The organism is Enterobacter cloacae complex sp. FDA-CDC-AR_0164 (assembly GCF_003071645.1).
Lineage (GTDB): Bacteria > Pseudomonadota > Gammaproteobacteria > Enterobacterales > Enterobacteriaceae > Enterobacter > Enterobacter ludwigii.
The window spans coordinates 3,507,405-3,534,188 of record NZ_CP028950.1 but is presented as its reverse complement, the minus strand read 5'-3'; the positions used below and the strand labels follow the sequence as shown (position 1 = coordinate 3,534,188).

Genomic DNA, 26,784 nt, shown 5'->3' with positions numbered 1-26,784 from the left:
TTCATTCAGAGATAAACTCCCTCTTCTAATGAGTTTTCAATAAACGTTGCTTTTGTAAAGGAAATTAGAACATCTGAACCTTGCTTTTTAAATTTAACTTTGTAACTACCAGGTTCTAAAATAATAAACTCACCAGAAATAGCATCTGAGTCATCAGGCTCAAGATCTCCGCCCGTGACATCCTCTCCCGCTCCAATGAAAACCTTTCCAGAAGGTACGTTTAAAAATAGTGCCCCAACATATTCGTCAACATTATTTTTTATATGAATTTTATAGGCACCATCCTCTCCAAGATTGAGAAATAATACATTCCCTTTATTTATTTCTTCAATTTCATCTTCTGGAAGACTCCACCAATCTGCATCATTATCAATTCTATGTTTTAATGACATCAAATCATAAATAACTAATGTGGCAGTATCCGTCTGGACATAAATGGATTTATTCATTTTACCCCCCCTATTGAAATATTATTTCCCTGATGACATCCCCAGCGGAAATCCCGCCTTTCTACCTGTATTTTCCATGAACTACCGACACTTTTATTAATTGTTTCATTCAGCATTTATACTCTTTGTACAGGCAAATCTTCAACAATTAAATGAACAGATGATCAGCATTTTACTTACTTAGATCAGGAGCTGAGCCGAACATCTTTTCAAAGCACACAGAAACAGCTTGCCTTATCATTTATAAGGGCATTTGATCTTAATACGCTGAGCCAGTTCGAGTTAACGCATTACGCTTCATATCAAAGGAATAAAACCAATCATACCAGCCATTCTCTTGTACTGCATAACTACAGACGACAACCACTTCCTTTGATAGATTGAATGTTAAGTAATAGAAAATAGCGCCTTCAGGAGGTGCAGACGACAACAGTGTTTCGCCCCGAGCATTGAAAATTGTCAAAACGGTTGGTAATGGCTTTGGTTCGCTTAACGCAAAGACTAATTGGCGTGTTGAATCTATCATTGCACAGTCTAAAAATGGCATAGTAATCAGTACGTTACTTTCACCATGCGTCCATTCAAGCAGATCATTTTCTTTAATACAATTGAGATTTTCAATCATAGGTAAATCTAAAATTACAATATTTGATCTGTTTCAAGTCACCTTCAAAAAACCCCACAAGATATACACGGTACCGGGCTGGCTGAACTTCTTTATACGTAAAGACAGTTGAAAAGTCTTTTAAACAGTTTTGATATGTGTTTTTCGAAACATACAATTGGCTTTCATCATAGCTATATTTATTATCTTCACTAAGATACTTCACACCTCTCATTTTCTTAACAAGAAAGCATTTTACCTCTTCGGTGAGCGAGTCAAAACCATATGAATTTACTATGGAATATATTATTACACCTTCGCATTCAGGGCATGCTAGTTCCTTTCCATACTCTATGAAATCATTGTCATTGCCATCCAGGACTAATAACTTCTTTTTCAGTCGATTTGTTATTTTCACTTTATCTAAACCTTTAACTCCATTAATAGACAGGTTAGGTGATAAGCAAATGGGGGGATTTTATTAATTGATAATTTCATTTAGTCAAACATTCCATTCGATATAAATTCCACAGTCGAAGTTTTTTTTCATTAGACTGTACAACAATTCTTCCCCATTCATGATCCCATTGAATTCCATATTGAGGATTGTTAATTTCAAGCTTAGGGTTTGAGGTTATTTCATTCTCAACCTATTCTTCGTTTGAACAGTAATTGGTCCTAAAGGGTAGTTACTATTTCTGAGAAATAACAAATTCATGACCAAAGATGGTAATTGTTAATTAAAGGGAAAAATACGTTGCATTTTTAGTTTTTAACTAGAAATTTATGGCTTGCTACAGAGTTTCATAAAAAATAGACTTCACAGCAGCAGAATTAAATAAGTCGCAAACTTATTAATTATTCTTTAAGGAAGACTCTCTTCTGTTACCAATCCATCAACAAAGTTGGAAAATGAATTTGTCAGATATCTTTGAATTTTTATATGATTCTCTTGCATAGTCAAATCTTCATCAAAAGAATCTGTAGCAAAATATACAATTGAATAATTATCTAAATTCAGACAAAAGAAATTCCCTCCCCAATCATTTGCGAAAGGAAGCAGGTTCCTAGGAATCACTTCCCTATCCAACATGCTAATATAACAACCGTCAATTAAAGACCTAGGATCATCATTTGTCTGAGTATTATAAACAAACGGTTTAAATCCTGCTACCTCTACTGGCTCAAAACCTTCACCACCGTCCCACCAACTTTTCTCAGGAATGCCACCATTAAATTGCAGATAATGTGATACGAAATCATCCGGAAGGGTAATAGATAATTTACTTTCCGTTTTATAAATATCTGCACGTCCAATCTTTTTTTCACATTTTTTGAAGTTATTCATGAGATTATTAAGTAGTAATTACACTCCGTAAGCAATTATATGGAACATATTTATTCAAGCCACCTTTAAAAGGTAAATAACGATGTATTCATGTTCTTTTGCGCAAAAAAAACTCAAGGTATTTTCTAGGTCTATCCTGAAATGCACGCTCTTTGCCGTAGTTATAAGCATCGTTAAAATATTTATACGCTTCCTCAAATTGATTCAACTCATAACAGACCATGCCGAGATCGATTAAGGGTGCAGTGTCTATATCCGATCCACATGTCCGTAATGTCGTCTCTCCCCATTTCTTTGCCTCAGCATAATCCGCCAGATCAAAATATGCGCTGTATATGCATGCACAGATCCAGTTGGCAATTTCCCATTCGAGCTTCGGCTCAGGAAGAGCTTGCCAGGCTTTGTGGTATTGCTCTAACGCCTCAGTATATTTTTTATCATCATGAAACTCATTTCCTTTTTCTATAAAAGATGTAACTCTTTTTTCATCAAATTTATCGTAACCGATTTTCATGTGTTTATTGATGGTGAATCGCAAAGAAACCTCCTAACCAATATAAAAGCTGACATGAGCCATAAATACTTTTTGAATAAAGAAGTTCTCTAAAAAATGTTATTTTTAATATTAAAAAATAAAAAGTTAACCAAAAAAGAATTGCTTAAACCCTTTTGCCTCAACATCCTTTAGTTTGCTTTTAAGCATAAAATCGATATCTTCCAGAAAATCCTCTCTGAAATTAAAATCATCATCTGTACCATCACCATCATATTTACTTTGCTCTATCTCAATGGCAGAACAAAAAACATCCAAAAAGTCAGCTAAGGAACCGGAAATGATAAAGTTTCGTTTTTGAATACTACCATAAACAGGAGATGTTATATTTCGGGTGTCACAAAAAAGAACGTCTCCATTTCTTTCAGCAAAGATTATATACTCATCGTGCCAGGCCGTATCATTTTGAACTCGCCAACCTGATAATATTTCATTGAGATCTTGAAACTCAACAATTTGTATAAAGAAAGTACCATAAAATGTTGGATGGTCATTTAAAATCAAATGGCTATAAAAAAATCGAATTTCGCCATTTAAATTCACAGGGAGAGAACTTTCATTTTCTTCTGCTGTAAAGTCTATCTCTCCCATATTTAAATCATTCGTTTTGAATTTGATAACAAAGTCTTGAATAGTATTTTTTATATACATCATTCCTCTTTAAGAGTTAACATTACTGATTACTCGTAAAACTACTATGATTTATAGTTGAAAAATGGACTCATCATCCAAAGAAGTTTTTCGCGCCATTAAAAAAGAAAAATAAAGAATCAGTGATGGCACGACACCATTCAATATTAAGGTAGTTTATTGCCCTTTCTCTTACGATTTGAGTCTATTTCGTAGAAATAATCTTCACAGAAAACGTCTAAAGCATTTTCCAGTTGAACAAGCTTCAAACCCCGGAAGCCTTTACTTTCAATAACTTCCTTAACCTCTTTTTTAATAATGATAAACCCTCCTAATAATGTGCCGCTAAACGAAAAAATATCATATTCAATCGCATCATTCTTTAATTCAATTTTAATAGGTATGATATCTCCGAATTTATCATCTTCAAGAATAGATTTTTCTTCATCTATAACATCCACGCCGGGAAAATATACATATTTAAAATCATCTCGAAGAACTTGTCCATTCCCAATCGAAACTGGTGTTATATCTCGGTCAAAAATAACATTGTGCTTATAATTTTCTAAAATTGAAAATAAAGACTTGTCCATCAAGTGCCCAAAGTCTTTTTTATAATAGTCAAATTTCAAAGCCCCAACATTTTTATTGCACAACAAATAAATACGTTCTGGACATGCATCGTCTGTTATTCGATAAGGGAAGGAAAATGCAGAGCCTTCTATTTCGCAGTTTTCATCGATCTGTAATCTTTCATCAACCGTGCCCTGTAAATTTCTTGGCATGAGTGATGATTCAAAGTCATTCATGATCACATAATAGGACATTAATTCATTCCCCTGAATTTTGTTGTGGGAATATGACCCATCCAAATTTAATTCTTCATATCAATCTGGGTCCGCCTTATAGCTATCCTCGTCCCTTTATCATCTAATATCCCAGAATTATATCGTTGCTCAACACGAGCAATTCGCTGGCGGACAATACCACTATAGTTATGATGATTACTGCTATGGAAAACATCCATTCCTTTCCTGCATCTTGTTTCATTGCTGTTGCGCTGCCTGGCAAATAAATACCATTAAATGCAGAGTCCATGTCTTTACCGATGCCAATATTATTGAAGAATGATCGGTTCTCTTTCCACACCTCAGCGGGTATAACATGGTAAGCAGAGAGTCGATCTCCAACTTTGCCAGACTTATCTTTAACTAATATACCGCTATTAAATAACCCCCCACGGATCCACCCATCCCAGCGCATTCGGCGCATACTGGTAAAGGTTTATCCCCCGCCAGCCCTATCGGGTCCTGATGCGTAAACCGCCCACAGTCCGGGTCATAATACCGAAACAGATTGTTGTCAGTCCTATCTCACGGTCCAGGTATTGCCCCTGCATACGTAGGTTCTGAGAATATCCTGATAGCTGCGTCCCGCTTCCCTGCAGCATTTTTTCCAGGCACTATTCGCCCCTTCCCAGCGCATCTGCTCCTGGCCAGGCAGCGTGTCGTCCTGAACAAGCAAACGCCCGGCGCTGTCATACTGCCAGCGGTACCAGCTGAACGGGTTGTCGTCACGCTCTTCCCGCACCAGGTTATTGCGGTAGTCGTAATCCCAGCGGCGGGACTCGCATCGCGGTGCCGGACGTTGGCATTGTCGGTAAAGACGTTCCGGCAATGCAGTCGATCAAGGCGGTCATATTCGCTGCGGGTGGTCAGCAGCCCCTGGGGGCGGCTGGTCTCACGGTGAAGTTCGTCGCGGCTAAAATCTGAGACCGACAGCTTATTGAGAGCAGGGTGAACAAGGGACGAAGAAGCAGGCAAGATGCGTGCGTAAGGAAAAGATTACATCGTTAAAGATGGCGATGTGATGAACTCTTGTTTAACGTTTGATTTTCTTACGGGGTTAAAACACATTTTTCCAGGAGTTCTGTCTTCACACTGGCCTCAAAAGGTATGCTTTCAACAGTCGCAAGCTTTATTTTCGACACACCATCATTAAATAATTGCGAGGTTTTTAACACCAATGCGCATTCAATTCATGATTTTATATTATTCCATTTGCAATAATCCCTCCAGGATTTTTCATCTCTGAAACCAGAACGATAATTACAATAAATTGCACCTGAACAATTCCAATGGTCATATGCCGCATTAATATGGCCCCATGCACCATGAATTGGGAGGTCAACATTAGTTTTTTCTTTGAACCAATCCCTTAATTTTTTTATGACTTTCCCCTCTGGATTTTTTTGCTCCCCATCAATTAATTTATAAGGTGCGAAACTCCAACTACCTATAATAGCATTTTCATCATTAGGTTGAATAAAGTTAACTATCAAATAAATATCACCATGCGTGTTTCCTTTTATGTTAAAAATAGCTCTATAAGAGACTGTATCACATCCCTTATCTGGCCAAGGCTCCCAATTTAAATTATTATTATTCATTATTTCTTTTTTGGTTATAAGTGGTGTCAGCATCAGCATTTTATTGAAGAAAAAAGCGCCTGTATCTATAGCAAGATTCATAGTCATATTCCGATATCAAAAGGCTTGCTAATAGGCTCAAGCACAATTTTATAATTTGAAAGGAAAATTATGTTCCTCCTCCCTGACCAAAAACAACAGGATCTTATGATAATGCTTGTCCCGTTCCAGCAACTGCATCTCGTTTTACACGGTACGCCTAAATTTTGCTACGGAATCCAAATATTCTATGTGGCTGTACCTGCAAACTCTCCCATAGTTTTTGTCTACTACCGCCAGCGGCATCGAGAGTTGCCTTATCAAAATAAAAACCAGATTGTCCAGGAGCACCACCGTAGATGACATCACCTTCTTTTAACATTGTGTTAGACCATAAGTCGCGTCCTTTGTACTCCCCATGACCTTGCCACTGCCTGCCGAAAGCAGCCTGATTATGGTCATTTGCTTTCGTCGGTGCACATCTTGGTTTCAACCCCCACGGATCCCCCCATCCCAGCGCATTCGGCGCATACTGGTAAAGGTTTATCCCCCCGCCAGCCCTATCGGGTCCTGATGCGTAAACCGCCCACAGTCCGGGTCGTAATACCGGAATAGAATGTAGTGCAGACCTGTCTCACGATCCGGGTATTGCCCCGCATACGCAGGTTCTGAGAATATCCTGATAACTGCGTCTCGCTTTCCCGCAACAGCTTGCCCCAGGCGCTGTTCACCCCTCCCCAGCGCACCTGCCCTTCGCTATCCGTCATCCGCTCCGGCGTACCGTTGGGCTGGCAGTGGAACCAGAAGATCTCCGGGGCATCCACGCCATCAATACGCGCCAGCGGATCGTAGCTGTCCTGGTAGCAGTAGACACAGGTCAGCGGCACGTCCCCGTGCACTTCCTGCAGCAGGCGGAACCCTTCCCAGACAAACCGGGTGGTGACAAGCTTACCGGTTGGCTGCCCGCCCAGCATCTGGTGTCGCATTTTGCTGATGCGGCGACCGAGCAGATCGTAGCGGAAACTTACCTGCGTCTGCGGTTTGTTGCGGTTCCTCGGGTTTGGCCGTTATCCTTCTCTACGGTGCGAGCATGGATATTATTATGCCAGCGAATACCATTCAGCTGCGTCAGGCGGTTGTGCGTAACCTTCTTAGCAGAACCTTCAAGCGGTTTACCGGCAGCATCCCAGCGCCACTGCTCCTGCCCGGGTAGCGTGCCGTCCTGAACAAGCAAACGCCCGACCCTTTCGTATTGCCAGCGGTACCAGCTGAACGGGTTATCATCCCGATCTTCCCGTACCAGGTTATTGCGGTAGTCGTAATCCCAGTGGCGGGACTCGCATCGTGGTGTCGGACGCTGGGCATTGCCGGTAAAGACGTCCCGGCGATGCAGTCGACCAAAATAGTCGTACTCGTTGCGGGTGGTCAGCGCCCCCTGCGTGCAGAATGGAAAAATTGCACTGTTAAAGATGGCGACATACTAAACTTCCTGAGTAAAGTTTAAATAGTTTCAGTTGTGTCTTGAGACTCTCTTTACCTTATGGCATTTACAAATAACCAACGCCATATCTTGATTTTTTATTGAAAGATCAACTAAGGTGTATATAGTGAATCCTGAAAGTGAGTAATTCATCTCGCCATAAATCCAATTTTTACAAAATTATTATCTAACTATTCTTTATGCATTTCATTATACATTTCTCTTTTTTAGACTCATTTTTAAAAGATGTACAAAGAAGATTATTATTTCATTTAGAAAAAAGGGATTAATCCGAGTTTTTATCTCGTATACCAAATAAGGCAGTCATCTATAATAAATTTAAATATCACTATTGGACAATATGACTTCCGTTACATGAATGGATAACTCATATATGTAATGTACGATTTATTACCATCAGAGATTAAGATCCCATCCAATATATATCCCACAATCAAAGGATCTTTCATTTGATTGCACTGTTATCTCTCCCCATTCATAAGTCCATTTTGTTCCATATGGAGGCTTATTTATCTTTCCCATATTGTTTCTGGAAAATTTATTTTGAACCCATTCTGTCAATCGTCTTTCTTCCTCTTCTAGATTTTTTAACGATGCCCTCTTATCCCAATCTTTGAGTGATTGATAAAAATCTCCGTCTTTACTTGTAAGAAAAAGAGATGGGTTAAATGAGAAAATTGCTGGTCTGAACTCTACGATAAAGTTCTGCCCTTCCCATTCAATATCATTTTTCGAAAAATAAAATTTACCTATCTTAGTGAATTGCGGATGGGTTTTGTAAAATTCAGATGAAGTGAATGTTTCAAAAGAGCTAAGTTCAATAGGATAACCATCAATTTTAACATTCCCATTTTTAACATTAAATGTCATCTTCTTCATATATCTATAATCTTACCTGGAATTAATTTACCTCTTGCTTCTTCAGGTATGTAAAACTGCCCCCCCCTTTCCGGATTGAGGATTCGCCGTTGCACAACCCCTAGAAACAAATATATCCTTAATACATAATATTCCCTAACTTTGGTTCCTATAGGGAAATCTGAGTTAAGTGTCACTTGTGACACCTCATGATATCCTAATGAATCACCTTTAGATTGCCTAACTGTAGTATGAGTTATGGTGTATGCAGGTAACTGATCACCATTTGAATGCAATGCATAGAGGATCGTTCTTTTTTAAGCGTTCTGTTCGAGTAACTATCAATACCTTTATAATCTTTATTATGAGGTCCTTGCCACTTACCACATTAGCACCATCAACTTCGCGATAAACATTCCAGTATTCATTACCATGAATATGAGGTTGAGAGGAAATCTGGACGTTATCTTTCAACACATTCGGTAAGTTTATGGAGTCATAGCGCCAGCGAATGCAACAAAGTCGTCTGTGGTTTGTTAGCATAACCTTAAATACCGAACATCAATAAAATTTATATGATACTTTTTGTTAAGAAAATAATCTGTAATCTTTATAGCAGCGTACACTAATGCACTGTAAGAGGTATACATATTGTTCTATTGACAACATGCGTACCGTAAAGTTATTAACAGTCCATAACCTGGTTTTTTAGAATCGAGGGTTCCACAGCGGATTCATTATTCAAATCCTAACACCCTCGATTGTGGTCGAACATTAACATTTTAAATCGAATATATTAAATTAAATAATTTCCGATCTTCACCTTCAGGTCCGAATTTATATTCATCACCAACTAACCTCAGTATTTTTTCTTCATCTACAAAGAAACCTCTGTATACTATAGCGGAAATTACCCTTCCAAATATATCTGAAGAAACGTGTCTTCTCAATGTTTTAAGATCTGCTAAATTATCTCTAAGAATATAATAAGCGTAATTCATTAGAATGAAGTTGGATATTAATAAATTTTTTGTAGATTGATACTTATCAAAACACTGCTCCAAAGCTTTATATATTATTTTTTTAGATTTTTTATATGCATTAATAAAATTGCCAGGATCGATAAGATAGCAATTTTTATCATTAAACAACAGGTGATTATCTTCGTTATTCGCAACAAACAAAAAATTCAATACCGATGATTGATAGTATTTTATAGCCTTAATATCTCCAAAGTTTTTCTTTTTTTCAAATTGTGCATAAAATTGCTCAAGCAATGATAATACAGTTACATTGCCATGCTGAACAGTATTTATACAGAGCCCATCATTAGTAATGCATAGTAAATTATAAGAGTCATCATCCATGCCCATTTCAAAACACAAAAACCTTAAAAAAAAGTCTTTTGCTTTTATTGCGTAATCTTCTTTGCTGTTTTTTAAGGAAAGAAGTTGATGTATATAAAATAATATAACGATATCTTTATCTATACGCTGTCGATTATCTATTTGAAACAGATAACCTAATCGAGAAAGAAAAACTTCAAATGCATATTTCCCTTCTTCACTTAGGCCTAGCTTCTTTAATGCACGCTGTAACATAACCTTAGGAAAGCAAGTTTGCCAACGACTCAACTCTGCATACTTCCCATTTTCTTTTTTAAAATAAACGGGAAAAAGGTCTGGTTCATCTTGAACATAGACATAATTTCCAAAACTTTCAATCTCTGCTCTCGCATTAGTGAAGTGTTCAATTTTATGTAGATACATTTCAAAAATCATTAAGTAATCCTCTTACCACATTTCTTCCAATTACCTTTAGCATCTTTCTTTTCAATCTGGAATGAAGTGATTTTATCATTAAAACGAGAAAGGATATTTTTACCGATGCCCCTTGCTCCAGGTTCATTTCTCTTTGATAGAACTCCATCTTTCAGCCCGGTTTCTTTGTAATCAACTTTTGATATATCACTATGTTGATTAAGAAGCTCAACCCCAGAGTCATTTACGGTCATAACGGCACGATACTTTTCATTTCCAGGGTTAAACCCTGGTCGGCTATCATGATTAACCCATATGGCTTTTTCACCACGATTATTAGAAACCAATCCGCCTTTACCATCGCGTTCAGAAGCTGATGCAATCGCTTCATCTTTACTCATATAGCGTATAACTTCCTCTTGTTTTAATCCCAGAGGGTCTATTCGGGTTAAACTATTTGCACCATACTGGTAAAGGTTTATCCCCCCCGCCAGCCCTATCGGGTCCTGCTGCGTAAACCGCCCGCAGTCCGGGTCATAATACCGGAACAGATTGTAGTGCAGCCCTGTCTCACGGTCCAGGTATTGCCCCTGCATCCGCAGGTTCTGAGAATATCCTGATACTTGCGTCTCGCTTTCCCGCAGCAGCTTGCCCCAGGCGCTGTTCACCCCTTCCCAGCGCACCTGCCCTTCGATATCCGTCATCCGCTCCGGCGTGCCGTTCGGCTGACAGTGGAACCAGAAGGTCTCCGGGGCATCAACGCCGTCAATACGCGCCAGCGGGTCGTAGCTGTCCTGATCGCTGTAGACGTAGGTCAGCGGCACGTCCCCGTGCACTTCCTGCAGCAGACGGAACCCTTCCCAGACAAACCGGGTAGTGATCGGCTTGCAGGTTGGCTTTCCGCCCAGCATCTGACGTCGCGTTTTGCTGATGCGTCGCCCAAGCGGATCGTAGCGGAAGCTGACCTGCGTCTGCGGTTTGTTGCGGTCCCGCGGCTGGCTGATGACTTCCGTCAGACGGTGCTCACCGTCGTAGCGGTAGTGCCAGCGGGTCTGGCCGTTATCCTTCTCCACGGTGCGGCCGTGGATGTCATAACGCCAGCGAATGCCGTTCAGCTGCGTCAGGCGGTTGTGCGTGACCTTCTCAGCAGATCCTTCCAGCGGGTTACCGGCAGCATCCCAGCGCCACTGCTCCTGGCCGGGCAGCGTGCCGTCCTGAATCAGCAGACGCCCGGCGCTGTCGTACTGCCAGCGGTACCAGCTGAACGGGTTATCGTCCCGCTCTTCCCGCACCAGGTTATTGCGGTAGTCGTAATCCCAGCGGCGGGACCAGCGGCGCGGCGACGGGCGCTGCGCATTGCCGGTAAAGACGTCCCGGCGATGCAGTCGACCAAGACGATCGTACTCACTGCGGGTGGTCAGCAGCCCCTGGGTGCGGCTGGTCTCCCGGTGGAGTTCATCGCGGGTAAAATCGGAGACCGACAGCTTATCGAGGGCAATGCTGAGCAGATGCCCGCTGCCGTAGTAAAACTGCTTCAGCTCGCGGCCATCGGGCAGCGTGACGGAGGTGCGGTTGCCGAGAGCATCATACTCCCATGTCAGCTCACCGTGCTCGCCCACTTCACGCGTGACACGCCCCAGGGCGTCATAGTCAAAGGCAAGTTCCTGTTCTGCCTCTGCACTCCAGGCATCAACGGAAAGTGCCGGATGAAGTCCAATACGACTCAGCAAACCTGACGGTGTGTAGTGATAACGGGTCTGCCCTTCCGGCGTGGTGCGGGCAACCAGCTGGCCACTCGCGCTCCAGGCGAAGGCATGGGTGATGGCTTCCGGATGACCGGCGGCAAACGTGCGCGCTATCGTACGCCCGCAGGCGTCATAGCGATACTGCGAGGCTACGCCATCGAGCCCCACCTCTTCCAGCAGCAGCGAGTCCGCACCCCAGCGGAACTGGTACGCTTCGCCGTTTTCGTTTTCCAGGGCAATCAGTCGCCCGCGGCTGTCCCAGCGGCGGCGGACCTCTTCACCCTGAGTATTACGTGTAGCGGTTAATCGTCCTGCCTCGTCGTATTTAAACTCACTTTCTTTGCCATCAGCGCCCGCATGCGTCACCGGCAGACCGCGTTCGTTCCATGCAAGTGACTCTGTCCAGCCTTCCGGTCGATCGAGTTGCACCGGACGCCCTGCGGCATCGTAGCGATAGCGCGTCTCTTCGCCGTCAGCGCCGATCTCAGTCGTTAACCAGCCCAGCGGATGATAGGTATAGCGGGTTATTCGTCCTGAACAGTCTGTGGCACGAATGACCTGCCCGGCCTCGTTGTACTCCTGGTAGCGACGGTTTCCCGCGGCATCAACTTCTTCAACGACCTGACCAAACTCGTCCCGGCGCAGCAATGTTGTCTGCCCCATCGGGTCTACCACACGCTTCAGCCCGTGATGTTCGTCGTACCAGAAACGGGTCGCACTGCCGTCGGCTTCAATGATGGCTGACGGCAGCGCGCGGTGCTCCAGCCAGGTGGTGGTGCGGGTATTGCCGTCGGCGTCGATTTCCTGCACCCGGTTGCCCATTTCGTCGTAGACGAAGGTGACGGCGTTCCCGAGGGGATCGACGCGACGGGTCAGAAGTTCGTTTTCATCCCACTCGTAGCACCAGTTTTCACCGCGCTCGTCAACGTAGCGGACAATCAGATTTTGCGCGTTCCAGTAGTGCTTACGCGTCTGGCCATCGTAGTGCTCGACGGTCGTCAGCCCGGCGGCTAAATCGTAGGTGAAGCGGCAGCCGTCGCCGGTGCTGGTGCGGTTTTCCACCACGCGCCAGTGGTCGAATTTTTGCCAGCGGTATTCGCTCTCCAGCCCGCCTGGCAGGCGGTGCCAGACCATCAGGCCGTGGTCGTTATAGCGGTATTCACGCGTTACTACGCCAGAGGCATCCGTCACACTCGCCAGCTGGCCACGCGCATCGTAACCCCACTGCATCAGCGGCCAGGTACGGTTGCCGTCAAAATGGCTGGCAGAGGTGGCGCGCTGTGGGAAACGCTCATCTTCATAGCGCAGGGTGACATCAATCGCCCGTGGCTCATCGTGAAGATTGACCAGCCTGCCGTGTTCATCCCACTCCGTCAGCAGCGCGTTACCGTATTCGTCGCTGAGGGAGGCCAGACGCAGGATGGTGGGATTCGCCCGGGTCGGTTTATACAGACGCCATACCGCGCCGTCATCGTCGGCAATCGCCACGTCGCCGCTCTCATTGCGGCGGATGATGATGCCTTCGCTGATGCTGTAAAACGCGCGATCGACGGGCGGCAGCTCAAAGCTTAGCTCACGGCCGGTTTCGTCGAACCAGGTCGCGTTGTTCTCTTCGAGCGTCAGATAGCTGTCAAAGGTTGTCGCCCAACCCAGACCAAACAGCCCTTCACGGGTGGTCAGGCTGTTGTAGCTGCGCTGCCAGCGCAGCGGGAAGCGCCCCGGCAGCGAGAAATCGAGTTCATCGTCATCATTCAGCACCTTCACGCCGGTTGCAGCATGTACCGGGTGCGAGGAGCCAAACACAGCATTAACGGCCATATCGGCCAGCATGCCACCGCCGGCTGCCGCCAGTGCACAGGGCATATTTTTCAGGATTTTACCCGGACGTCCGCGCAGCAGGGAGAGCGCAATCATCCCCAGCGCCAGACCCGGCGTTTTACCGCTTTTGATATCGCGGACCGTGAGCGTGTCCCCGCCGATGATCACATTCGGGGAGACATCGTCGGAAACGGTGCCTTCGCAGGTGGTGCGATCTTTTGCACGTACCGCGGGCTGCCCGTTAATGAAGACGCTTTTAGAGCCTTCCGCCAGATACTGCGGCCCGGAGTGCTTTTCGCACGCCACCTTGTCTTCTTCCAGCGGCGAGGTTCCCGCGGCGGCAGAAGCCACGCTCGGCTGCCACATCTCGCTGCCAAACTGTCCAGCGGCGGAAAGCAGCATGCCGGCGTAATCGGCAAAGCTGCCCGGAGACTGTGGTTCAGGTGACGGTGTGTCGGCGGGCGTCAGCGTCCCGGCCGCTCGTGCAGCGGGAATCGCGTTCGTCAGAACGTTATCAGACCCGGTGGTGATTTTGCCCGCTGGCGACGGTGGGAACAGCGCGTTGCCTAAGCCTTCGGCGGCGTTGCTGATATCGTCAGTTATACCTGCCACGTTTGCCAGTACGCCGCCAATGATCCCACTTAACAGACAGCTGGATCCAATAGCCGCCACGCCCGCAGCGGCGGCACCCGCCCCCAGCAGCGGAGCAGCAACGGTTGCCGCCGCGCCCACGGCAGCGCCGATAACGGCATAGGCCGCACCTTCCGCCACAATACTGGTGATATCCGCAAAAATGCTGGAGTGAATGATCTCGTCGCCCTGACGGGCCGCGTTGTTATCGCTCATGCCTTACACATTCCGGTTGTCGTTTAGCGTCAGACTCTGCTTAAGTGCGCTCCAGCGCACCTCATCCTCTGCGGTGAATGCTCTGAGCGCCGAGAGGGTAAAAATCATCAACACCGGCTTGCCCGGCGTTTGTACGGCCAGCTGTTTTTGCCAAATGCGCTGTCCGTTACTGTCAAAAGTCGTCTCGACTTCCAGCGCGTTAATTTTTCCGTCAGGCCCGACCTTTACGCTCTGGAATGCGCTTTGGGCAATCTCGCCCATTTGCGGACGTAGTAGTTCCCACTGGCGGTGAAACTCTTTCTCATAGTCGCTGCCATCCGGAATAACACCGCGACTGACCACCACGGACAACCCGCTTTCGTCGTCGCGAATAATGTTCATACTGTTATCCTGCCACGCGGCAGGAAAAAGGGAGAAGGAACCTTCCTGGAGGGTATATTTCATATGGGAACTCGGGATGATTAATAGTGTGAGAAACAAAAGAGGCCAATCCACACTGGCCTTTTGGCTGGCGAATGCATTATTTAAGCCACTGACCTGACTGTTCAACTAACACATGGCTGCCTTTGCTCACGACCAATTTCACGGGTGAGTAAGTCACGGTGTAAGCGATCTCGCCATTCTTATAGGTAGAGCCAATTATTTTGCCTGCAGGATCGTGCAACGTTTTCCCCTTAAGGGAGATCGTACTATTATCACTTTTGCGCACGCCGAGATAATACATCTGGTCACATTCACTAGTAAAACGCCCGCATTTATTGACCAGAGAAATAGCGAACTTTTCAGTATTGAGTTTTCGGGTTTCAACTGTCTGAGCCGAAGCAGCTTTCTGTAACGTATAACGCTGCGGAGCATAATAATTTCCTTTTTGAGGAGGAGTAACTAAACGCCATTCCATTTCACTCCCCTTAATTTCCAGAACAGCCCGTCCGCCTATACCGCCAAACGATGAGTTGAACTCAACATTGGCACGATTGCCCGCGATCGTACCGCTAAGATTACGCTCATCATCTTCCGGGCAATCAATGCGGTTTCCTCTTTGAGAAATATAGCAATAAGATCCGGAGATACGGCCACCTGATTCAGCTAACCGCAGAGTTAACGTCGAGTCGTTCGCGTACTCGCCTGACCATACTCCGCCAAATGCGGGACCAGATTGGCTTATCGTTTCAAAATGCAGTGTGCCAAATCTTGCAGCCCATTTTTTAATATCGCCGTTAATATCCTGACGATGTTCAGAAGACTGATAATGAATAACGTCAGACTCGGGTATGACCCAGGCAGCGTAGATTTTGCCATCTGGTTCGATAACCAAAGCAGAGGCGTTTTCCAGATAAAGATCTTTTAGCCAGCCTTCAATCAACAATCCTCCGTCAGCCGTGGAATGCGGTTCACCAAATACATCAAAATTGTTGATAAACGTCTGGTAATCGCTTCCCAGGGCCTTTCTGAGGAGGTCTGTCACTTCGCTATCGTTAACGATGCGACTGACCGTATTGAGCTTATTGTATTGTGATAACTCTAGCGCAGTTGCAGTTTCAGTTGCATCTGCCAAGAAAGCGGTGAGCAATACGGCTGCCAGATATTTCCTTTTCATAAATTACTCTGGATTTCCATTGTCGTAATTCATTGTTATCTTAACAATTTTACTGTCTTTGATCTCAAAAGAGAGGACCTTTTTACCCAACTCATAGGTAATCCATTGTTCTCCAGCATCCTTTGCGACCTGACCGTCACCGTATGCTGTGTTCAAGTCCGTTCTCGTTGAACCAACATGGACACCACGCGGCGTTGCGACATCTGTAGCAGTCAGCGTGATCTGCGACACGATATATTCATCAACGCTTCGTTCCGCTTTATCCCACCAGAGATTGGAACTGAAAATGTCTAACCCAGACTTATGATGCTGGAAGAATTTATAGTTAGCTCCGTCAAAAGGAACCTCACCGGTAAAACTGCCTTCCACTGGCACGTCAATTCTGCGCGCAACGTCAGGAGTCCATCTGTCACCCAATTCGACAGGCTGGCTTTTTATCTGCACAGAAAAATCGTGATTTGTCAGAACGGGCGGTATAACTTGAGCCAATACCGCACTGCTGCACAGACAGGTAAGCATCAGAACAAAACAAAGATATGTCGGAGTCTGTTTTTTCACGTTAATCGTCATTTTCTCAATCTAAATTACGCTTCTCACCGATGTGGGAAACCGCGAGTCATGGAAGCTGTTTTCTTAGTCAGCGCTAATAACAACAGAGCTCAGACAGTCAGGTTTTTTTACGGTGAAACTGAAACTCACTTTTTGCCCATTCATATCTTTTGGTGCTGTATAACTGGTCACTTCATTCTCCGAGCGGCCTCGGGGATAATCAGTTAACGTCAGTTGTGGGTAATGCTTTTTAACGGTTTGAAGTGTGATGCACTGGCCTGATGGTGAAAAATTCAGTAATGGAGCCATGCCATCATTTTCTTTGCTTACTCGTAAATCAATGGTAGTAATGCTCGTACCCTCCAAAAGCTTGAAATCATCAGCATGGTAGAGGTTCATATATGCATTATTTTTCATGTAGGTAAAATGCAACGGCATGTCATTTAGACTCGTAACGGATAACGTTTTGAGTGAGGCGCTCATTTGTGAAATGAACGCCCAGAGATCCTTTTTCTCTGAATTTCCCTCAGCCATTCCCGTCGTTAATAATGCAATAAGCACTGCTACGACCTTACTCACCTTTAGTCGTAAATTTCTCCTGCACCGCCGCATCAATATCCCCTTTATGCCCGGAACCCGGCGCCGTGGTGCCCGGTTGTGTGCCAGACGTATTCAGGTGCAGCTTACCGCCGGTGGTGATATGACCATCCCCTTCAACGAAGAAATTAAACTCTTTGCCGATGAGGTTAATCTTGCCGTTAGCGTTCAGCTCAATTGCGCTTTCACCAGAGACCAGCCGTAGCTTCGTACCGGAAGCAATGACATATTGCTCCACCGCCGCATCCAGCTTGCCTTTGCCCGTCAGGATCTCTGTTCCGCCTTTCACCGCCTGGATCTGATTCGCTTCCACCCGATGCAGTTCATTTTTCTTCACATAATGGCTGCGCTCGCCACCGACGCTGTGCGTTTCATCGTTCTTAATGCTGGTGTCCATGTTGCGCTCAGCCTGGATCCACACCTGCTCTGCACCCGCCTTGTCCTCAAAGCGCAGGGCGTTGGCATTATCCACGGAGCCATCCTTCGTGCGGCTCATAAAACCCATCTGCGTGGCCGCCGCCGGCAGCGCCCACGGCGGCATGCTCGCCTCGTTGTACACGCGACCAGTAATAATCGGACGGTCCGGATCGCCGTTGATAAAGTCCACCACCACCTCATCGCCGACCCGCGGAATTTGCACCCCGCCGTACCCCTGACCCGCCCAGGCGCTCGACACACGCACCCAGCAGGAGCTGGTGTCATCCCCCTTCGCCAGACGGTCCCAGTGGAATTTCACCTTCACGCGGCCATATTTGTCCGTCCAGATACTCTCCCCATTTGGCCCCACAACCTTTGCCGTCTGCGGGCCGTAGGTGCGCGGCCACGCCGTGCTCTGCGCCGGACGGTATGACACCGACGCCGGGATGACCGCGAAATCTGTGCGGTGAAGGGTTTCACCCTCGCCGCTCGCGTAGCGGTTCTCCTCGAAATGGTAACCCGCCGCCGTGACCAGATAGTCACCGTTATCACTGAAGAACGGGGCGTTAGTCAGGGTGAAGGTGTGTCCCGGTGCAATACCCGCGGCCGTGGCCGTCGCCTGAATCTGCTGGTGCTCCACCTGCCAGCGCTCCTGACGGATACGGGCGTAGAACTCCGCATGCCCGGTCTCAACAAACCGTCCCGGCCAGTCGTACACGTCGATACTGCCCGGTTTCGGTGACGCCGGGTTCTGCTGCGCCTGGAACAGCCACGCGTTCGGCTTGCGGAAGTCGTAGTCATCGAGGCTGTAAATCCCCGGGGTGACGCTGTCCTCCAGCGCCCACTGGCTGATACCTTCTTCATCCGTACTGCCGCCTGACGGCGTCTGGTGGTAAGGAATGACTTCGTAGCCGCTGAACGGCTGATGCTGCGTCGCGGCGTCGGTGAGCACCAGGGTGTGCTTGTCCGCCTCGTGGCTGAAGTGATACGCAATCCCCTCCAGCTCCATCAGACGGCTGATGAAGTCCAGGCTCGACTCCTGATACTGCACGCAGTAGTCCCACACCCGGTAGCTGCCGGTGAGCTTATCCTCCACGTTGACCTGATGTTCAGCCAGCAGGGTTTTCACAATCTGCGGCACCGTCTGACCCTGGAAGATACGCAGATTACGGTCGCGCTTCATCGGCCACAGGTCCGGCTCCACCGTCAGCTGGTACACCGCATAGCGGGTGCCCGTCAGCTCGACGGCACTCACCGCCACGCGGGTGATTTTTCCATTGATATAGCGGGGCGTCAGCAGGCTCTGCGTCGGGATGGTCACCGTGACCGGCTGACCCAGCAGTTTGCTGCGGTCAATGCGCGCATCCGTGCCAAGCAGGGTCAGCGTCAGGGCGAACGACTCGGACATCGCCTCGCGGCCCGTCAGTTTCCAGAACAGAAGCCCCTCCACCGGGAGCTGAACGGTAATTCGGTTGAGCATAATCTTTATTCCGTAATGGTTTTATGCTGGAGAAGATAATAAAAAACGGATAAATGAAAAAAGTCATTTACTATTACATGTAACCAGGCAGATGAAAAATCACCTGGGGGAAATCGACGAGGAATCTATCATTTAATATGGAACACTTAATTAACTAATTAAAAATACACCCTACGCATAGCACCATACTTTCCCCATGCTAAAAACAAAGCATTGGTATAAAGCACACATTTCTTCCGCAGCGATGAAATTTCCCCAGCACGTCCACAGTGTTACTCCGGAGATGGATAACCCCCTATCATTCGTCAAGCCGACTTCAGTAATGTGTGGTGGAGTCAAACCTGCTGGCTTAACACGCATGGGAAATATCACCTGGTAATGAAGTATTTCCTTGTCAGTTGAGGTGTACAGCCATTTCCAGTCATTCGGTTACTGGTAGCGGAGGCTATGGGAAACGGATAGATGTTCTAAGTGTTTATAATTTCTCTTCACTTAGGCCGCGGAGGCTAACCAGATACCATAGAATATAAGAATGCAACCAAATGATGCCAGACATTTCGCCAGTAAAAGCAATCCGGGGCTATATCTGTTTGCCAGTGATGACAAAATCGAATAATTTTGCTCCGTGTTATATCGCTGATGAAAACGCATTATAGCTTCAAATATTGTGCAAAGCATAACGACGAAAAACTTAGCCAATAACAGTGTGACAAATGAAGGCGGAATAACGATTAGTACAAACTCACCATCTTCTTTTGTCATCGAGGGGAAAATTTCCCGCAATCCGATCAACACGAAAACCAGAATAAAAGTGCCGACTAATATAAAAGATAATTTTACGAAAAAAACTACCCATTCTTTTTTGTTAAAACTATCTTTGCCATTCCAGATATAGGCAAGAGCGACCAATGAAAAAATAATAAACCCGAGAAACTTCATTGAATCCGCTGCTCCTTATTCGCTCGCCCGACTATGACAGTCACACCCCCAGTATTAACAATTGGCGCATGGCGGGTTGCGTGAGGATGATCACCGCAACCAGTTGACCGAGCTGCCTGCTGCGGTCGATGCACGCATCCGGATCGGGTCAAGGGCATGACGCAAAGCGGAGACGTGGTTGCGATAACAGTAGAAACAACGGTATCCGTTATGCAACCTTAATCATTGTGCTTACTTTAGCCAAAGACCCGAAAACATAAGGACGCTTCCGAGGGAAATTAAGCTTTTAGCAACGATAAGTAAGCCAGGCGCGACGATGCGTGATATAGACGATATTTTTTCATAATTTTCCACATTGTAGCTTTTGTGCCCCCTCAGAATCCCCGAGAAAACAGTACAGAGCAGCACAACTGTGACCTTTAAACCCCATACGCACAGAAAAGACATAGAAAAAATGATCGAATATTGTTTGGCCGTTGCGATGGAAAACAATGACATCGACTGAGAAAGCCATTTAAACGTAAAGCCAATGACAACTGTGGCTACTAACACCAGAACCAACATCATCCCCGCCAGGAGCCACTTTTTCTTGTTAAAAAAATCTTTTCCATTCCAGATAAGCGCTAGTGTCCAAATCATAAAGAAAATAAAGAAAAACCAATGCATTACAATATTTCCCATTTATCCTCTTTAATCTTTTTTCAAAAGGGCAACACACTCAGCAATACCATTAATTCCGCCATCTGCCTGAGCGGAAATTACGACCAGCTCAAACCCTCACTATCCAAATATGAAAACAATTACAAGAAAGTATCTTCAGGAGCCCTGTCGAATAATTCACCTGCCATTCTGGCGATACGTTCGTGTTGTACCAATTTGTCTTTCCACTCCTGTGGGATACCGGAATAACCATACAGCGCACCCGCGATTTGCCCCGCCGTCGCCGCAACGCTGTCAGCATCATCGGCAAGATTGGCGGCCAACAGAATAGCATCTCTGAAATTATCCGTATTCCATACGGACCACATCGCGGCCTCAAGCGTATCGATGACATAACCACTTGAACGAATCTGATCGCGAGTTTTTTGCTTATATTCACCCGCGTTGATAATCATTACACGTGGCTGAAGCGGCATGACGTGTGGAGCAAAAACAAAATCTTTATTGCTGCCATTAATCATATGTACAAGTAAATAACTTAAATACTGTGTGCTATTTATTGCTTCCGCGGCACCGTGCGTGGCGATGCTCTGTTTTTTAGCTTCATAAAACGCTTTGCTTAATGACTTTCTAAAAAAAATTGAGACAGGCGCTTGTCTGATAATAGAAGCATTACCTGCAGTTTCTGGCGAAGTATTACCGCTCCACCCAGGACCAACAGTTAAATATTGTTCTAAAGCAAAGCGAGTTGTATTACCTATATCAAAACAGATGCCATTTGAACTGTTATAACCATGCTGATACCATTCCAGAAGCTTATTCCTGAAGCATATAGTATCAGCATCACCCTTCTCAAGAAGCGTTTCCGCAAGACATAATGCCATGGATGTGTCATCCGTCCATTCGCCTGCGCGAAGTCGAAATGGCCCACCTCCTGTCATATCTTTGACGTATGCTCTGTCACGAGGTAGAAATTCGAGCGTCGTCCCTACAGCATCTCCAACAGCAAGACCAATAAGCGCACCAACAGCACGATCTCGCGATTCCACTAGTGAGATGTTGCATGATGGTGTTAAGTCCCATTGTTTTTGGGCATCGCAATCAAAAGATGATTCTAATAGTTTATCATTATATTTATACTGCATTTTCTGCTGGACTGAAAGACTACTAACAGGTAAGTACTTACGATATCTATCTACATATTTTAACAATACATTCAAATTAGCATGTAAATCAATCACCATCCACCCATAATAAAATATATTTAACATCAACCCTAAAATTCATCAGGATATTTCATTTTAAGATTTTGTTGTTTTATTCTATAATTGGCATCAATCTCATGCGGGAGCCTAACCTTTAATCCTCGGCGGATTTGATCAACAATAAACCAGGCATCCGACAGCCTTTCAAAAAACAACTCATCCGAATTATCAAACTCCTTCGCTGCATACATACCGAACGTCATCTTCCATAATTTCGCCTTATCCTTTTCCTTGCCTTCGATGAGGTCCCGCAGAAATAGTAATTGTTGTACTGTAGGGTCGTACATTTGCAAAAGCGGGGATTGGGGATTACTTTTTCTGACTTCAGCATATCTCTTTTGAGATAAACTTAATGCTTTTTCAACATAATCCAAGACTGTTATTTCATTCATTGTATTGAGTTAAATTATTAGAGTGAGAGCGCGCCTATTATTCCCGACCACTTTTGCCTGATAAAATCAGTCACCACATTTTATTAAAGGAAGATAATAGAATTAAGAGGGGAAATTAAAAAATCACTTTCTTTATTAATGAGTGACTATCATCAAATATGGTCGACTTGATGTTTCGGTATATTTCAATACTGGAAAAGTGAGTTGTTTCGTCTCACATCCAACTTCGCATCAACACAACATTTTCTATTCAACTTAATAGCACGCTATAATAGCCGCGTCATATGATTTATACAATTACTAGAAATTATCCTCAAGTGCTCTATCGAATAGTTCACCTGCCATTGTGGTGATACGTTCGTGTTGCTCGAGTTTATTTTTCCAATCCTGGGGAATACAGGAATCACCATATAATGCTCCAGCTATTTGCCCCACCGTCGCCGCAACGATGTCAGCGTCATAGGCAAGATTGGCGGCCAGCAGAATTCAAAAAAACTGCCTATCACTTACGATATCTTTTTTGTCTTTTCAAATATTCCACATCTTGTTCATGAGGAAGAATGATCTTCAATCCTTTCCCCATCTGCGAAGCTATATAATTAGCATTAGATAAATGCTCAGCAAGTTCGGCATCTGTTGTATCAAATTCTTTAGATGCAAGTACTCCAAGATTCAATGAATGTAATTTACTTTTATCTTTTTCAGCGTCAACCAAAACAGATTTAATATAATCCAACTGGCACTTCACCATAACATACAGTGAAAAATCAGGTTTTGTTTCCAATCGTTTATTGATTATATCAATGGCATCATTGATATAATTCAGCTCGTTATAATTTTCTTTATTCATGAGCACTCTTAGACATATTTTTATCTTAATAAATTCTGTACCCCCTACCTTTTGGCTGGTAGGGATATTTTTAACTAGCCAAATACCAGGCACGGGAAGCAATATTACCGAACTACTCTACTTTTTTTGCATAATTCAGTATATTTTCTATGCTGGCAAAGTGAGTTGTTTTCCTCACATGTAACTTCACATTAACCCAACATTTTCTCTCCAACTGAATGGCACGCTACAATAGCCGTGCCATATGAATTATTCAATTATAAAAAATTATCCTCAGGAGCTCTATCAAACAGTTCACCTGCCATTTTGGCGATACGCTCGTGTTGTACAAGTTTGTTTTTCCACTCCGACGGAATACCAGAATAACCATATAATGCTCCCGCTATTTGTCCTGCCGTCGCCGCAACGCTGTCAGCATCATCGGCAAGATTGGCGGCCAACAGAATAGCATCTCTGAAATTATCCGTATTCCATACGGACCACATCGCGGCCTCAAGCGTATCGATGACATAACCACTTGAACGAATCTGATCGCGAGTTTTTTGCTTATATTCACCCGCATTTATGATCATTACACGCGCGCATAATGGGAAAACATGAGGGGAAAAAGCTTCTTCTTTTTTATAACCGTTAATTAAATAGTGCAATACCAATCCGAGAAATTGGCATGCATTAATTGACTCTACCGCGCCATGAGTTGCGCGACTCTGAGCCTGGGATTCGAAGTAAATCGCGCGCAGCGATTTTCGACGAAAGATAGACACCGGAGCTTGACGAATAACCCCAGCATTACCAGCAGTGTGTTTCTCGGTATTACCATACCAGGAAGGCCCAATACGCAAATACTGTTCAAGCGCAAATCGCGTCGTATTGCCAATATCGAAACACCGACCATTACTGCTATTATCACCGTTAAGATACCATTTAACGAGATATTTTCTAAGTATATCGGTATGCATTCTGTTTTCTGAAAGATAAGTTTCCGCCAGACATAATGCCATGGACGTATCATCCGTCCATTCACCGGGTTTTAAATGAAAAGGTCCGCCACCAATCATATCCGCTACATGTTCACTGTCTCTTTTCTTAAACTCAAGAGTAGTGCCGACTGCGTCCCCAACAGCCAAACCGACCAGCGCCCCAAGTGCTTTATCACGTGAAATATCTTCAGTCGTAATTAAAGGTAATGTTTCATCCCAGGCTTGTGAAGAACTCAAACCATCAATACCGTCATTTTTTATTGCCTTACGGACATTAATTGGCATGTATGTACGATAGCGATCGGCATAATGATTGATTACAGAGTCTTCAGTATGAAGGTCGATCATGGTATTTCCCTTAATTCTATATTTGTTATCCCAAGTTCATCTGACCTGCTGATAACCTCAAACGATGTATTAGGCTTAAATAGCACTTCAGTCTCTGTTGCATTGAATTCTGAAAGGAAGTCAATTTTCCGGCCGGAAAAACCTTCAATACGCATTTGGATAGGACCGCTGAAGCCTTGATTAACATCAGTACTAACAAAGGCTGGATCGATAACTGTTTTGCCCGGAGTATATCCATCCAAGATGTGTGAAGGTAAGCTGTTCATCCCGCGGTATGTCTCTCCACTAAAAGCAGGAAGCTGGTCCAAGCCATCATTTATATGTTGAGTAAATGCTTCCATTTCTTTAGTCATTGGTTTCATACCTCGTAATGCTGGGTTTACCATTTGGTAGCCAGGATCGGTAGTATAACCATACAATGCGCCTACTTGCTCATCACTGAGTAAAGCAGACAAAGCAGGATCACGATTATCTGCCAATTCTCTGCCACGAGTAATCCATTTTTCAGCTCGTTGTTTCCCTACGGCTTCGCTTAAGCTCATCCTCGGCGAAGCTGGGGCTGTAATGGGTTCCGCACTAACGCGCGGCATTGATTTACCAGCTCGCCACGCATCAAACCGCGCCCCGCCTTTCATGCCAGCCCCGCCGCCGATAACCGAGCCGATCAGCATCCCCCATTTCTGACCGTCGCTACCTTCGCCAAACAGCATCCCACCTGCGTAGCTACCAACCGTTCCACCCCCCATCGCCCCGAGGGTACTCAGAAGTGCGATAGCAGGACTGGCGAGCACCGCCATCGCTCCGGCACCAACGGCGAGCATCGTCCAGTTCACCCATTCCGGGATTTCAGGACTTATTTCATCGGTCTGGACCTTGCTTCCGCCGATAATAACATTACGCGATCCCTGACTAATCTCAGCGCTGCATGTCAATTTATCGCCTGTGCGAGAGGCGGGGAAGTTGTTGATGTAAACTTTTATCGAACCTTCCGCGACCCGTTGCAGGCTGCCGCTGTGCTCATCACACTCTCCGGCTGATAGATGTGCGCGGATCGCCTTTCGGCTGTTGATAAAGACATTGGGTGAACCTTCTTTCAGCGTACCTGTCGTGTGACGCGGTGCCCATGACATACTGCCGAGGAGTTCACCCAACCCACCCGCAGCACATGCCCCAGCCGCAACGGCAGAAACAGCAACCAGCGCGGTCCCTCCGGTGACGACAACGGCAGCAGCGCCCAGAATTGCCCCACCCACCAATCCTGCGATCATCCAGCCTTTTGAGGCTGTATGAGCAATCTCATCATCTACGCGTGCGGCCAGACATTCTGACATAACTATTCGGCTCGCTGTGCCATCAGATACCCACGTATCCGATCGGGTGTATTAAGTTGGTCAGAACCAGAGACCTGGCGGCATACGGAAAGTTGTGAAAGCAAGTGATGTGATTTGTCTGAGGAAGTCGTCCAGAGCGCATAACGAAGGGGTTGGCTGTCCGGAACGGGTGCAATACTGAGTGGTTTACCTTTTTTTTCATAAAGCAAATATTGACCCTCTTTCGCCCGCTGAAGCGAAAGATGTCCATAAAGTTCCTGAATGTTTTCAAAGACACGGAGAACTTTACTCTCACTATCAAGCGCAAAAAAAGGCCCCTGGCTGTCGGCAGCGAGCATTTCTTTGGGATCCGTTTGAGCAGGTTTGTGAAACTTAATACTACGGATAATTTCCTGGTATTGATTATGATAATAATCTCTAAATTCGCCCGGGCATGTGCCGATGTAACACACCATCTTTTGCCCACCAGGATGGTCAGCGAGTAAAATCACCGTCTGCTTCTGAAAAATGACCGAGTTATCATTTTTAAACTGATAAAAAAGCTCTACCGCCGGATGACCATCAACAGAAGTCATCTGAGAGGATTCTAGACGAAAGTCGGGCACTGTAATTTCCAGTTCATGCGCCAGTCGGGTAGCCGCATCATGGACTTTATCTTCGTTTTTTGCCGTCGCACGAGAAACAACAAAAGTAAACTCGCTAGCTCCGTTATCACTCATGGTGAATAAATTCATGGTTCTGTCTTTAAATACATCGGGTAAGGCGAGTGTTGCTTCCTGAAGAATATAATCAGCCATTCG

At 45.2% G+C, this 26,784-nt stretch carries 23 protein-coding genes and 3 pseudogenes; all 26 read right to left on the bottom strand.

Going from position 1 to position 26,784, the window contains the following annotated elements:
• Positions 1–5: 5 nt before the first annotated feature.
• Positions 6–449, bottom strand: coding sequence for a DUF6386 family protein (locus AM410_RS17440; protein ID WP_049021894.1), 444 nt, complete (start codon positions 447–449; stop codon positions 6–8).
• Positions 450–708: 259 nt separating this feature from the next.
• Positions 709–1,074 carry a hypothetical protein gene (locus AM410_RS17435; RefSeq protein ID WP_071820438.1) on the bottom strand — a complete coding sequence of 122 codons (366 nt, stop codon included), beginning with the start codon at positions 1,072–1,074 and terminating at the stop codon, positions 709–711.
• 844 nt (positions 1,075–1,918) lie between these two features.
• Positions 1,919–2,401 (bottom strand): SMI1/KNR4 family protein, encoded by a 483-nt coding sequence (locus AM410_RS17425; protein ID WP_108648182.1) that lies wholly within the window; start codon positions 2,399–2,401, stop codon positions 1,919–1,921.
• A gap of 88 nt (positions 2,402–2,489) precedes the next feature.
• Positions 2,490–2,915, bottom strand: a complete 426-nt coding sequence (locus AM410_RS17420; RefSeq protein WP_032669715.1) for a hypothetical protein — start codon at positions 2,913–2,915, stop codon at positions 2,490–2,492.
• A 126-nt stretch (positions 2,916–3,041) separates the two neighbouring features.
• The gene (locus AM410_RS17415; RefSeq protein WP_236900080.1) at positions 3,042–3,608 is read right to left on the bottom strand and encodes a hypothetical protein; all 567 of its coding nucleotides are present in this window, start codon (positions 3,606–3,608) and stop codon (positions 3,042–3,044) included.
• A 143-nt stretch (positions 3,609–3,751) separates the two neighbouring features.
• Positions 3,752–4,411, bottom strand: a complete 660-nt coding sequence (locus AM410_RS17410) for an Imm43 family immunity protein (protein WP_073397437.1) — start codon at positions 4,409–4,411, stop codon at positions 3,752–3,754.
• A gap of 404 nt (positions 4,412–4,815) precedes the next feature.
• Positions 4,816–5,398, bottom strand: a pseudogene (locus AM410_RS17400) (RHS repeat-associated core domain-containing protein); the annotation flags it as partial.
• A gap of 224 nt (positions 5,399–5,622) precedes the next feature.
• Positions 5,623–6,114: a hypothetical protein gene (locus AM410_RS23935; protein ID WP_073397441.1), complete on the bottom strand. Its 492-nt coding sequence runs from the start codon at positions 6,112–6,114 to the stop codon at positions 5,623–5,625.
• 157 nt (positions 6,115–6,271) lie between these two features.
• A pseudogene (locus tag AM410_RS17395) lies at positions 6,272–7,492 on the bottom strand (RHS repeat domain-containing protein); the annotation flags it as partial.
• A gap of 456 nt (positions 7,493–7,948) precedes the next feature.
• A complete protein-coding gene (locus AM410_RS17390) occupies positions 7,949–8,431 on the bottom strand; it encodes a hypothetical protein (protein WP_044867402.1) in 483 nt (160 codons plus the stop codon).
• Between the two features lie 761 nt (positions 8,432–9,192).
• The gene (locus AM410_RS17385; RefSeq protein WP_073397445.1) at positions 9,193–10,191 is read right to left on the bottom strand and encodes a hypothetical protein; all 999 of its coding nucleotides are present in this window, start codon (positions 10,189–10,191) and stop codon (positions 9,193–9,195) included.
• Positions 10,191–14,579 carry an RHS repeat-associated core domain-containing protein gene (locus AM410_RS17380; protein ID WP_108648181.1) on the bottom strand — a complete coding sequence of 1,463 codons (4,389 nt, stop codon included), beginning with the start codon at positions 14,577–14,579 and terminating at the stop codon, positions 10,191–10,193. The genes AM410_RS17385 and AM410_RS17380 overlap by 1 nt, the downstream gene beginning before the upstream one ends.
• 3 nt (positions 14,580–14,582) lie before the next feature.
• Positions 14,583–15,023, bottom strand: coding sequence for a DcrB-related protein (locus AM410_RS17375; protein ID WP_041162718.1), 441 nt, complete (start codon positions 15,021–15,023; stop codon positions 14,583–14,585).
• Between the two features lie 76 nt (positions 15,024–15,099).
• Positions 15,100–16,176 carry a hypothetical protein gene (locus AM410_RS17370; RefSeq protein ID WP_073397450.1) on the bottom strand — a complete coding sequence of 359 codons (1,077 nt, stop codon included), beginning with the start codon at positions 16,174–16,176 and terminating at the stop codon, positions 15,100–15,102.
• A gap of 3 nt (positions 16,177–16,179) precedes the next feature.
• Complete coding sequence (locus AM410_RS17365; protein WP_236900077.1) at positions 16,180–16,734, bottom strand: hypothetical protein; 555 nt, start codon at positions 16,732–16,734, stop codon at positions 16,180–16,182.
• A gap of 75 nt (positions 16,735–16,809) precedes the next feature.
• A complete protein-coding gene (locus AM410_RS17360) occupies positions 16,810–17,286 on the bottom strand; it encodes a hypothetical protein (protein ID WP_232937565.1) in 477 nt (158 codons plus the stop codon).
• A 10-nt stretch (positions 17,287–17,296) separates the two neighbouring features.
• Complete coding sequence (locus tag AM410_RS17355) at positions 17,297–19,219, bottom strand: type VI secretion system Vgr family protein (protein ID WP_040017724.1); 1,923 nt, start codon at positions 19,217–19,219, stop codon at positions 17,297–17,299.
• A 492-nt stretch (positions 19,220–19,711) separates the two neighbouring features.
• Positions 19,712–20,158, bottom strand: a complete 447-nt coding sequence (locus tag AM410_RS17350) for a hypothetical protein (protein ID WP_108648179.1) — start codon at positions 20,156–20,158, stop codon at positions 19,712–19,714.
• A 231-nt stretch (positions 20,159–20,389) separates the two neighbouring features.
• Positions 20,390–20,839 carry a hypothetical protein gene (locus tag AM410_RS17345; protein ID WP_050816912.1) on the bottom strand — a complete coding sequence of 150 codons (450 nt, stop codon included), beginning with the start codon at positions 20,837–20,839 and terminating at the stop codon, positions 20,390–20,392.
• A gap of 119 nt (positions 20,840–20,958) precedes the next feature.
• Entirely contained in the window at positions 20,959–22,059 is a 1,101-nt protein-coding gene (gene tri1, locus AM410_RS17340; RefSeq protein ID WP_032669867.1) for an ADP-ribosylarginine hydrolase Tri1, read from the bottom strand.
• A gap of 35 nt (positions 22,060–22,094) precedes the next feature.
• Positions 22,095–22,475 (bottom strand): immunity protein Tsi6 family protein, encoded by a 381-nt coding sequence (locus tag AM410_RS17335; RefSeq protein WP_108648178.1) that lies wholly within the window; start codon positions 22,473–22,475, stop codon positions 22,095–22,097.
• Positions 22,476–22,775: 300 nt separating this feature from the next.
• Positions 22,776–22,961: pseudogene (locus AM410_RS17330) on the bottom strand (ADP-ribosylglycohydrolase family protein); the annotation flags it as partial.
• A 16-nt stretch (positions 22,962–22,977) separates the two neighbouring features.
• Positions 22,978–23,325, bottom strand: a complete 348-nt coding sequence (locus tag AM410_RS17325) for an immunity protein Tsi6 family protein (RefSeq protein ID WP_108648176.1) — start codon at positions 23,323–23,325, stop codon at positions 22,978–22,980.
• Positions 23,326–23,582: 257 nt separating this feature from the next.
• On the bottom strand, positions 23,583–24,653 hold the full coding sequence (tri1, locus tag AM410_RS17320) for an ADP-ribosylarginine hydrolase Tri1 (protein WP_032678389.1): 1,071 nt from the start codon (positions 24,651–24,653) through the stop codon (positions 23,583–23,585).
• Positions 24,650–25,984: a PAAR domain-containing protein gene (locus AM410_RS17315; protein WP_044867268.1), complete on the bottom strand. Its 1,335-nt coding sequence runs from the start codon at positions 25,982–25,984 to the stop codon at positions 24,650–24,652. The genes tri1 (AM410_RS17320) and AM410_RS17315 overlap by 4 nt, the downstream gene beginning before the upstream one ends.
• Before the next feature lie 2 nt (positions 25,985–25,986).
• Complete coding sequence (locus AM410_RS17310) at positions 25,987–26,781, bottom strand: DcrB-related protein (RefSeq protein ID WP_108648175.1); 795 nt, start codon at positions 26,779–26,781, stop codon at positions 25,987–25,989.
• Positions 26,782–26,784: the final 3 nt, after the last annotated feature.

What these genes read in the sequence shown, in the direction of transcription:
- AM410_RS17420 (WP_032669715.1), bottom strand. Translation starts at nt 2,915, where the DNA reads ATGAAAATCGGTTACGATAAATTTGATGAAAAAAGAGTTACATCTTTT.
- AM410_RS17415 (WP_236900080.1), bottom strand. Translation starts at nt 3,608, where the DNA reads ATGATGTATATAAAAAATACTATTCAAGACTTTGTTATCAAATTCAAA.
- AM410_RS17425 (WP_108648182.1), bottom strand. Translation starts at nt 2,401, where the DNA reads ATGAATAACTTCAAAAAATGTGAAAAAAAGATTGGACGTGCAGATATT.
- tri1 (WP_032678389.1), bottom strand. Translation starts at nt 24,653, where the DNA reads ATGATCGACCTTCATACTGAAGACTCTGTAATCAATCATTATGCCGAT.
- AM410_RS17315 (WP_044867268.1), bottom strand. Translation starts at nt 25,984, where the DNA reads ATGTCAGAATGTCTGGCCGCACGCGTAGATGATGAGATTGCTCATACA.
- AM410_RS17380 (WP_108648181.1), bottom strand. Translation starts at nt 14,579, where the DNA reads ATGAGCGATAACAACGCGGCCCGTCAGGGCGACGAGATCATTCACTCC.
- AM410_RS17310 (WP_108648175.1), bottom strand. Translation starts at nt 26,781, where the DNA reads ATGGCTGATTATATTCTTCAGGAAGCAACACTCGCCTTACCCGATGTA.
- AM410_RS17435 (WP_071820438.1), bottom strand. Translation starts at nt 1,074, where the DNA reads ATGATTGAAAATCTCAATTGTATTAAAGAAAATGATCTGCTTGAATGG.
- AM410_RS17440 (WP_049021894.1), bottom strand. Translation starts at nt 449, where the DNA reads ATGAATAAATCCATTTATGTCCAGACGGATACTGCCACATTAGTTATT.
- AM410_RS17335 (WP_108648178.1), bottom strand. Translation starts at nt 22,475, where the DNA reads ATGAATGAAATAACAGTCTTGGATTATGTTGAAAAAGCATTAAGTTTA.
- AM410_RS17350 (WP_108648179.1), bottom strand. Translation starts at nt 20,158, where the DNA reads ATGAAGTTTCTCGGGTTTATTATTTTTTCATTGGTCGCTCTTGCCTAT.
- AM410_RS17390 (WP_044867402.1), bottom strand. Translation starts at nt 8,431, where the DNA reads ATGAAGAAGATGACATTTAATGTTAAAAATGGGAATGTTAAAATTGAT.
- AM410_RS23935 (WP_073397441.1), bottom strand. Translation starts at nt 6,114, where the DNA reads ATGAATCTTGCTATAGATACAGGCGCTTTTTTCTTCAATAAAATGCTG.
- AM410_RS17375 (WP_041162718.1), bottom strand. Translation starts at nt 15,023, where the DNA reads ATGAAATATACCCTCCAGGAAGGTTCCTTCTCCCTTTTTCCTGCCGCG.
- AM410_RS17325 (WP_108648176.1), bottom strand. Translation starts at nt 23,325, where the DNA reads ATGAATAAAGAAAATTATAACGAGCTGAATTATATCAATGATGCCATT.
- AM410_RS17370 (WP_073397450.1), bottom strand. Translation starts at nt 16,176, where the DNA reads ATGAAAAGGAAATATCTGGCAGCCGTATTGCTCACCGCTTTCTTGGCA.
- AM410_RS17385 (WP_073397445.1), bottom strand. Translation starts at nt 10,191, where the DNA reads ATGATTTTTGAAATGTATCTACATAAAATTGAACACTTCACTAATGCG.
- AM410_RS17410 (WP_073397437.1), bottom strand. Translation starts at nt 4,411, where the DNA reads ATGTCCTATTATGTGATCATGAATGACTTTGAATCATCACTCATGCCA.
- AM410_RS17345 (WP_050816912.1), bottom strand. Translation starts at nt 20,839, where the DNA reads ATGGGAAATATTGTAATGCATTGGTTTTTCTTTATTTTCTTTATGATT.
- AM410_RS17355 (WP_040017724.1), bottom strand. Translation starts at nt 19,219, where the DNA reads ATGCTCAACCGAATTACCGTTCAGCTCCCGGTGGAGGGGCTTCTGTTC.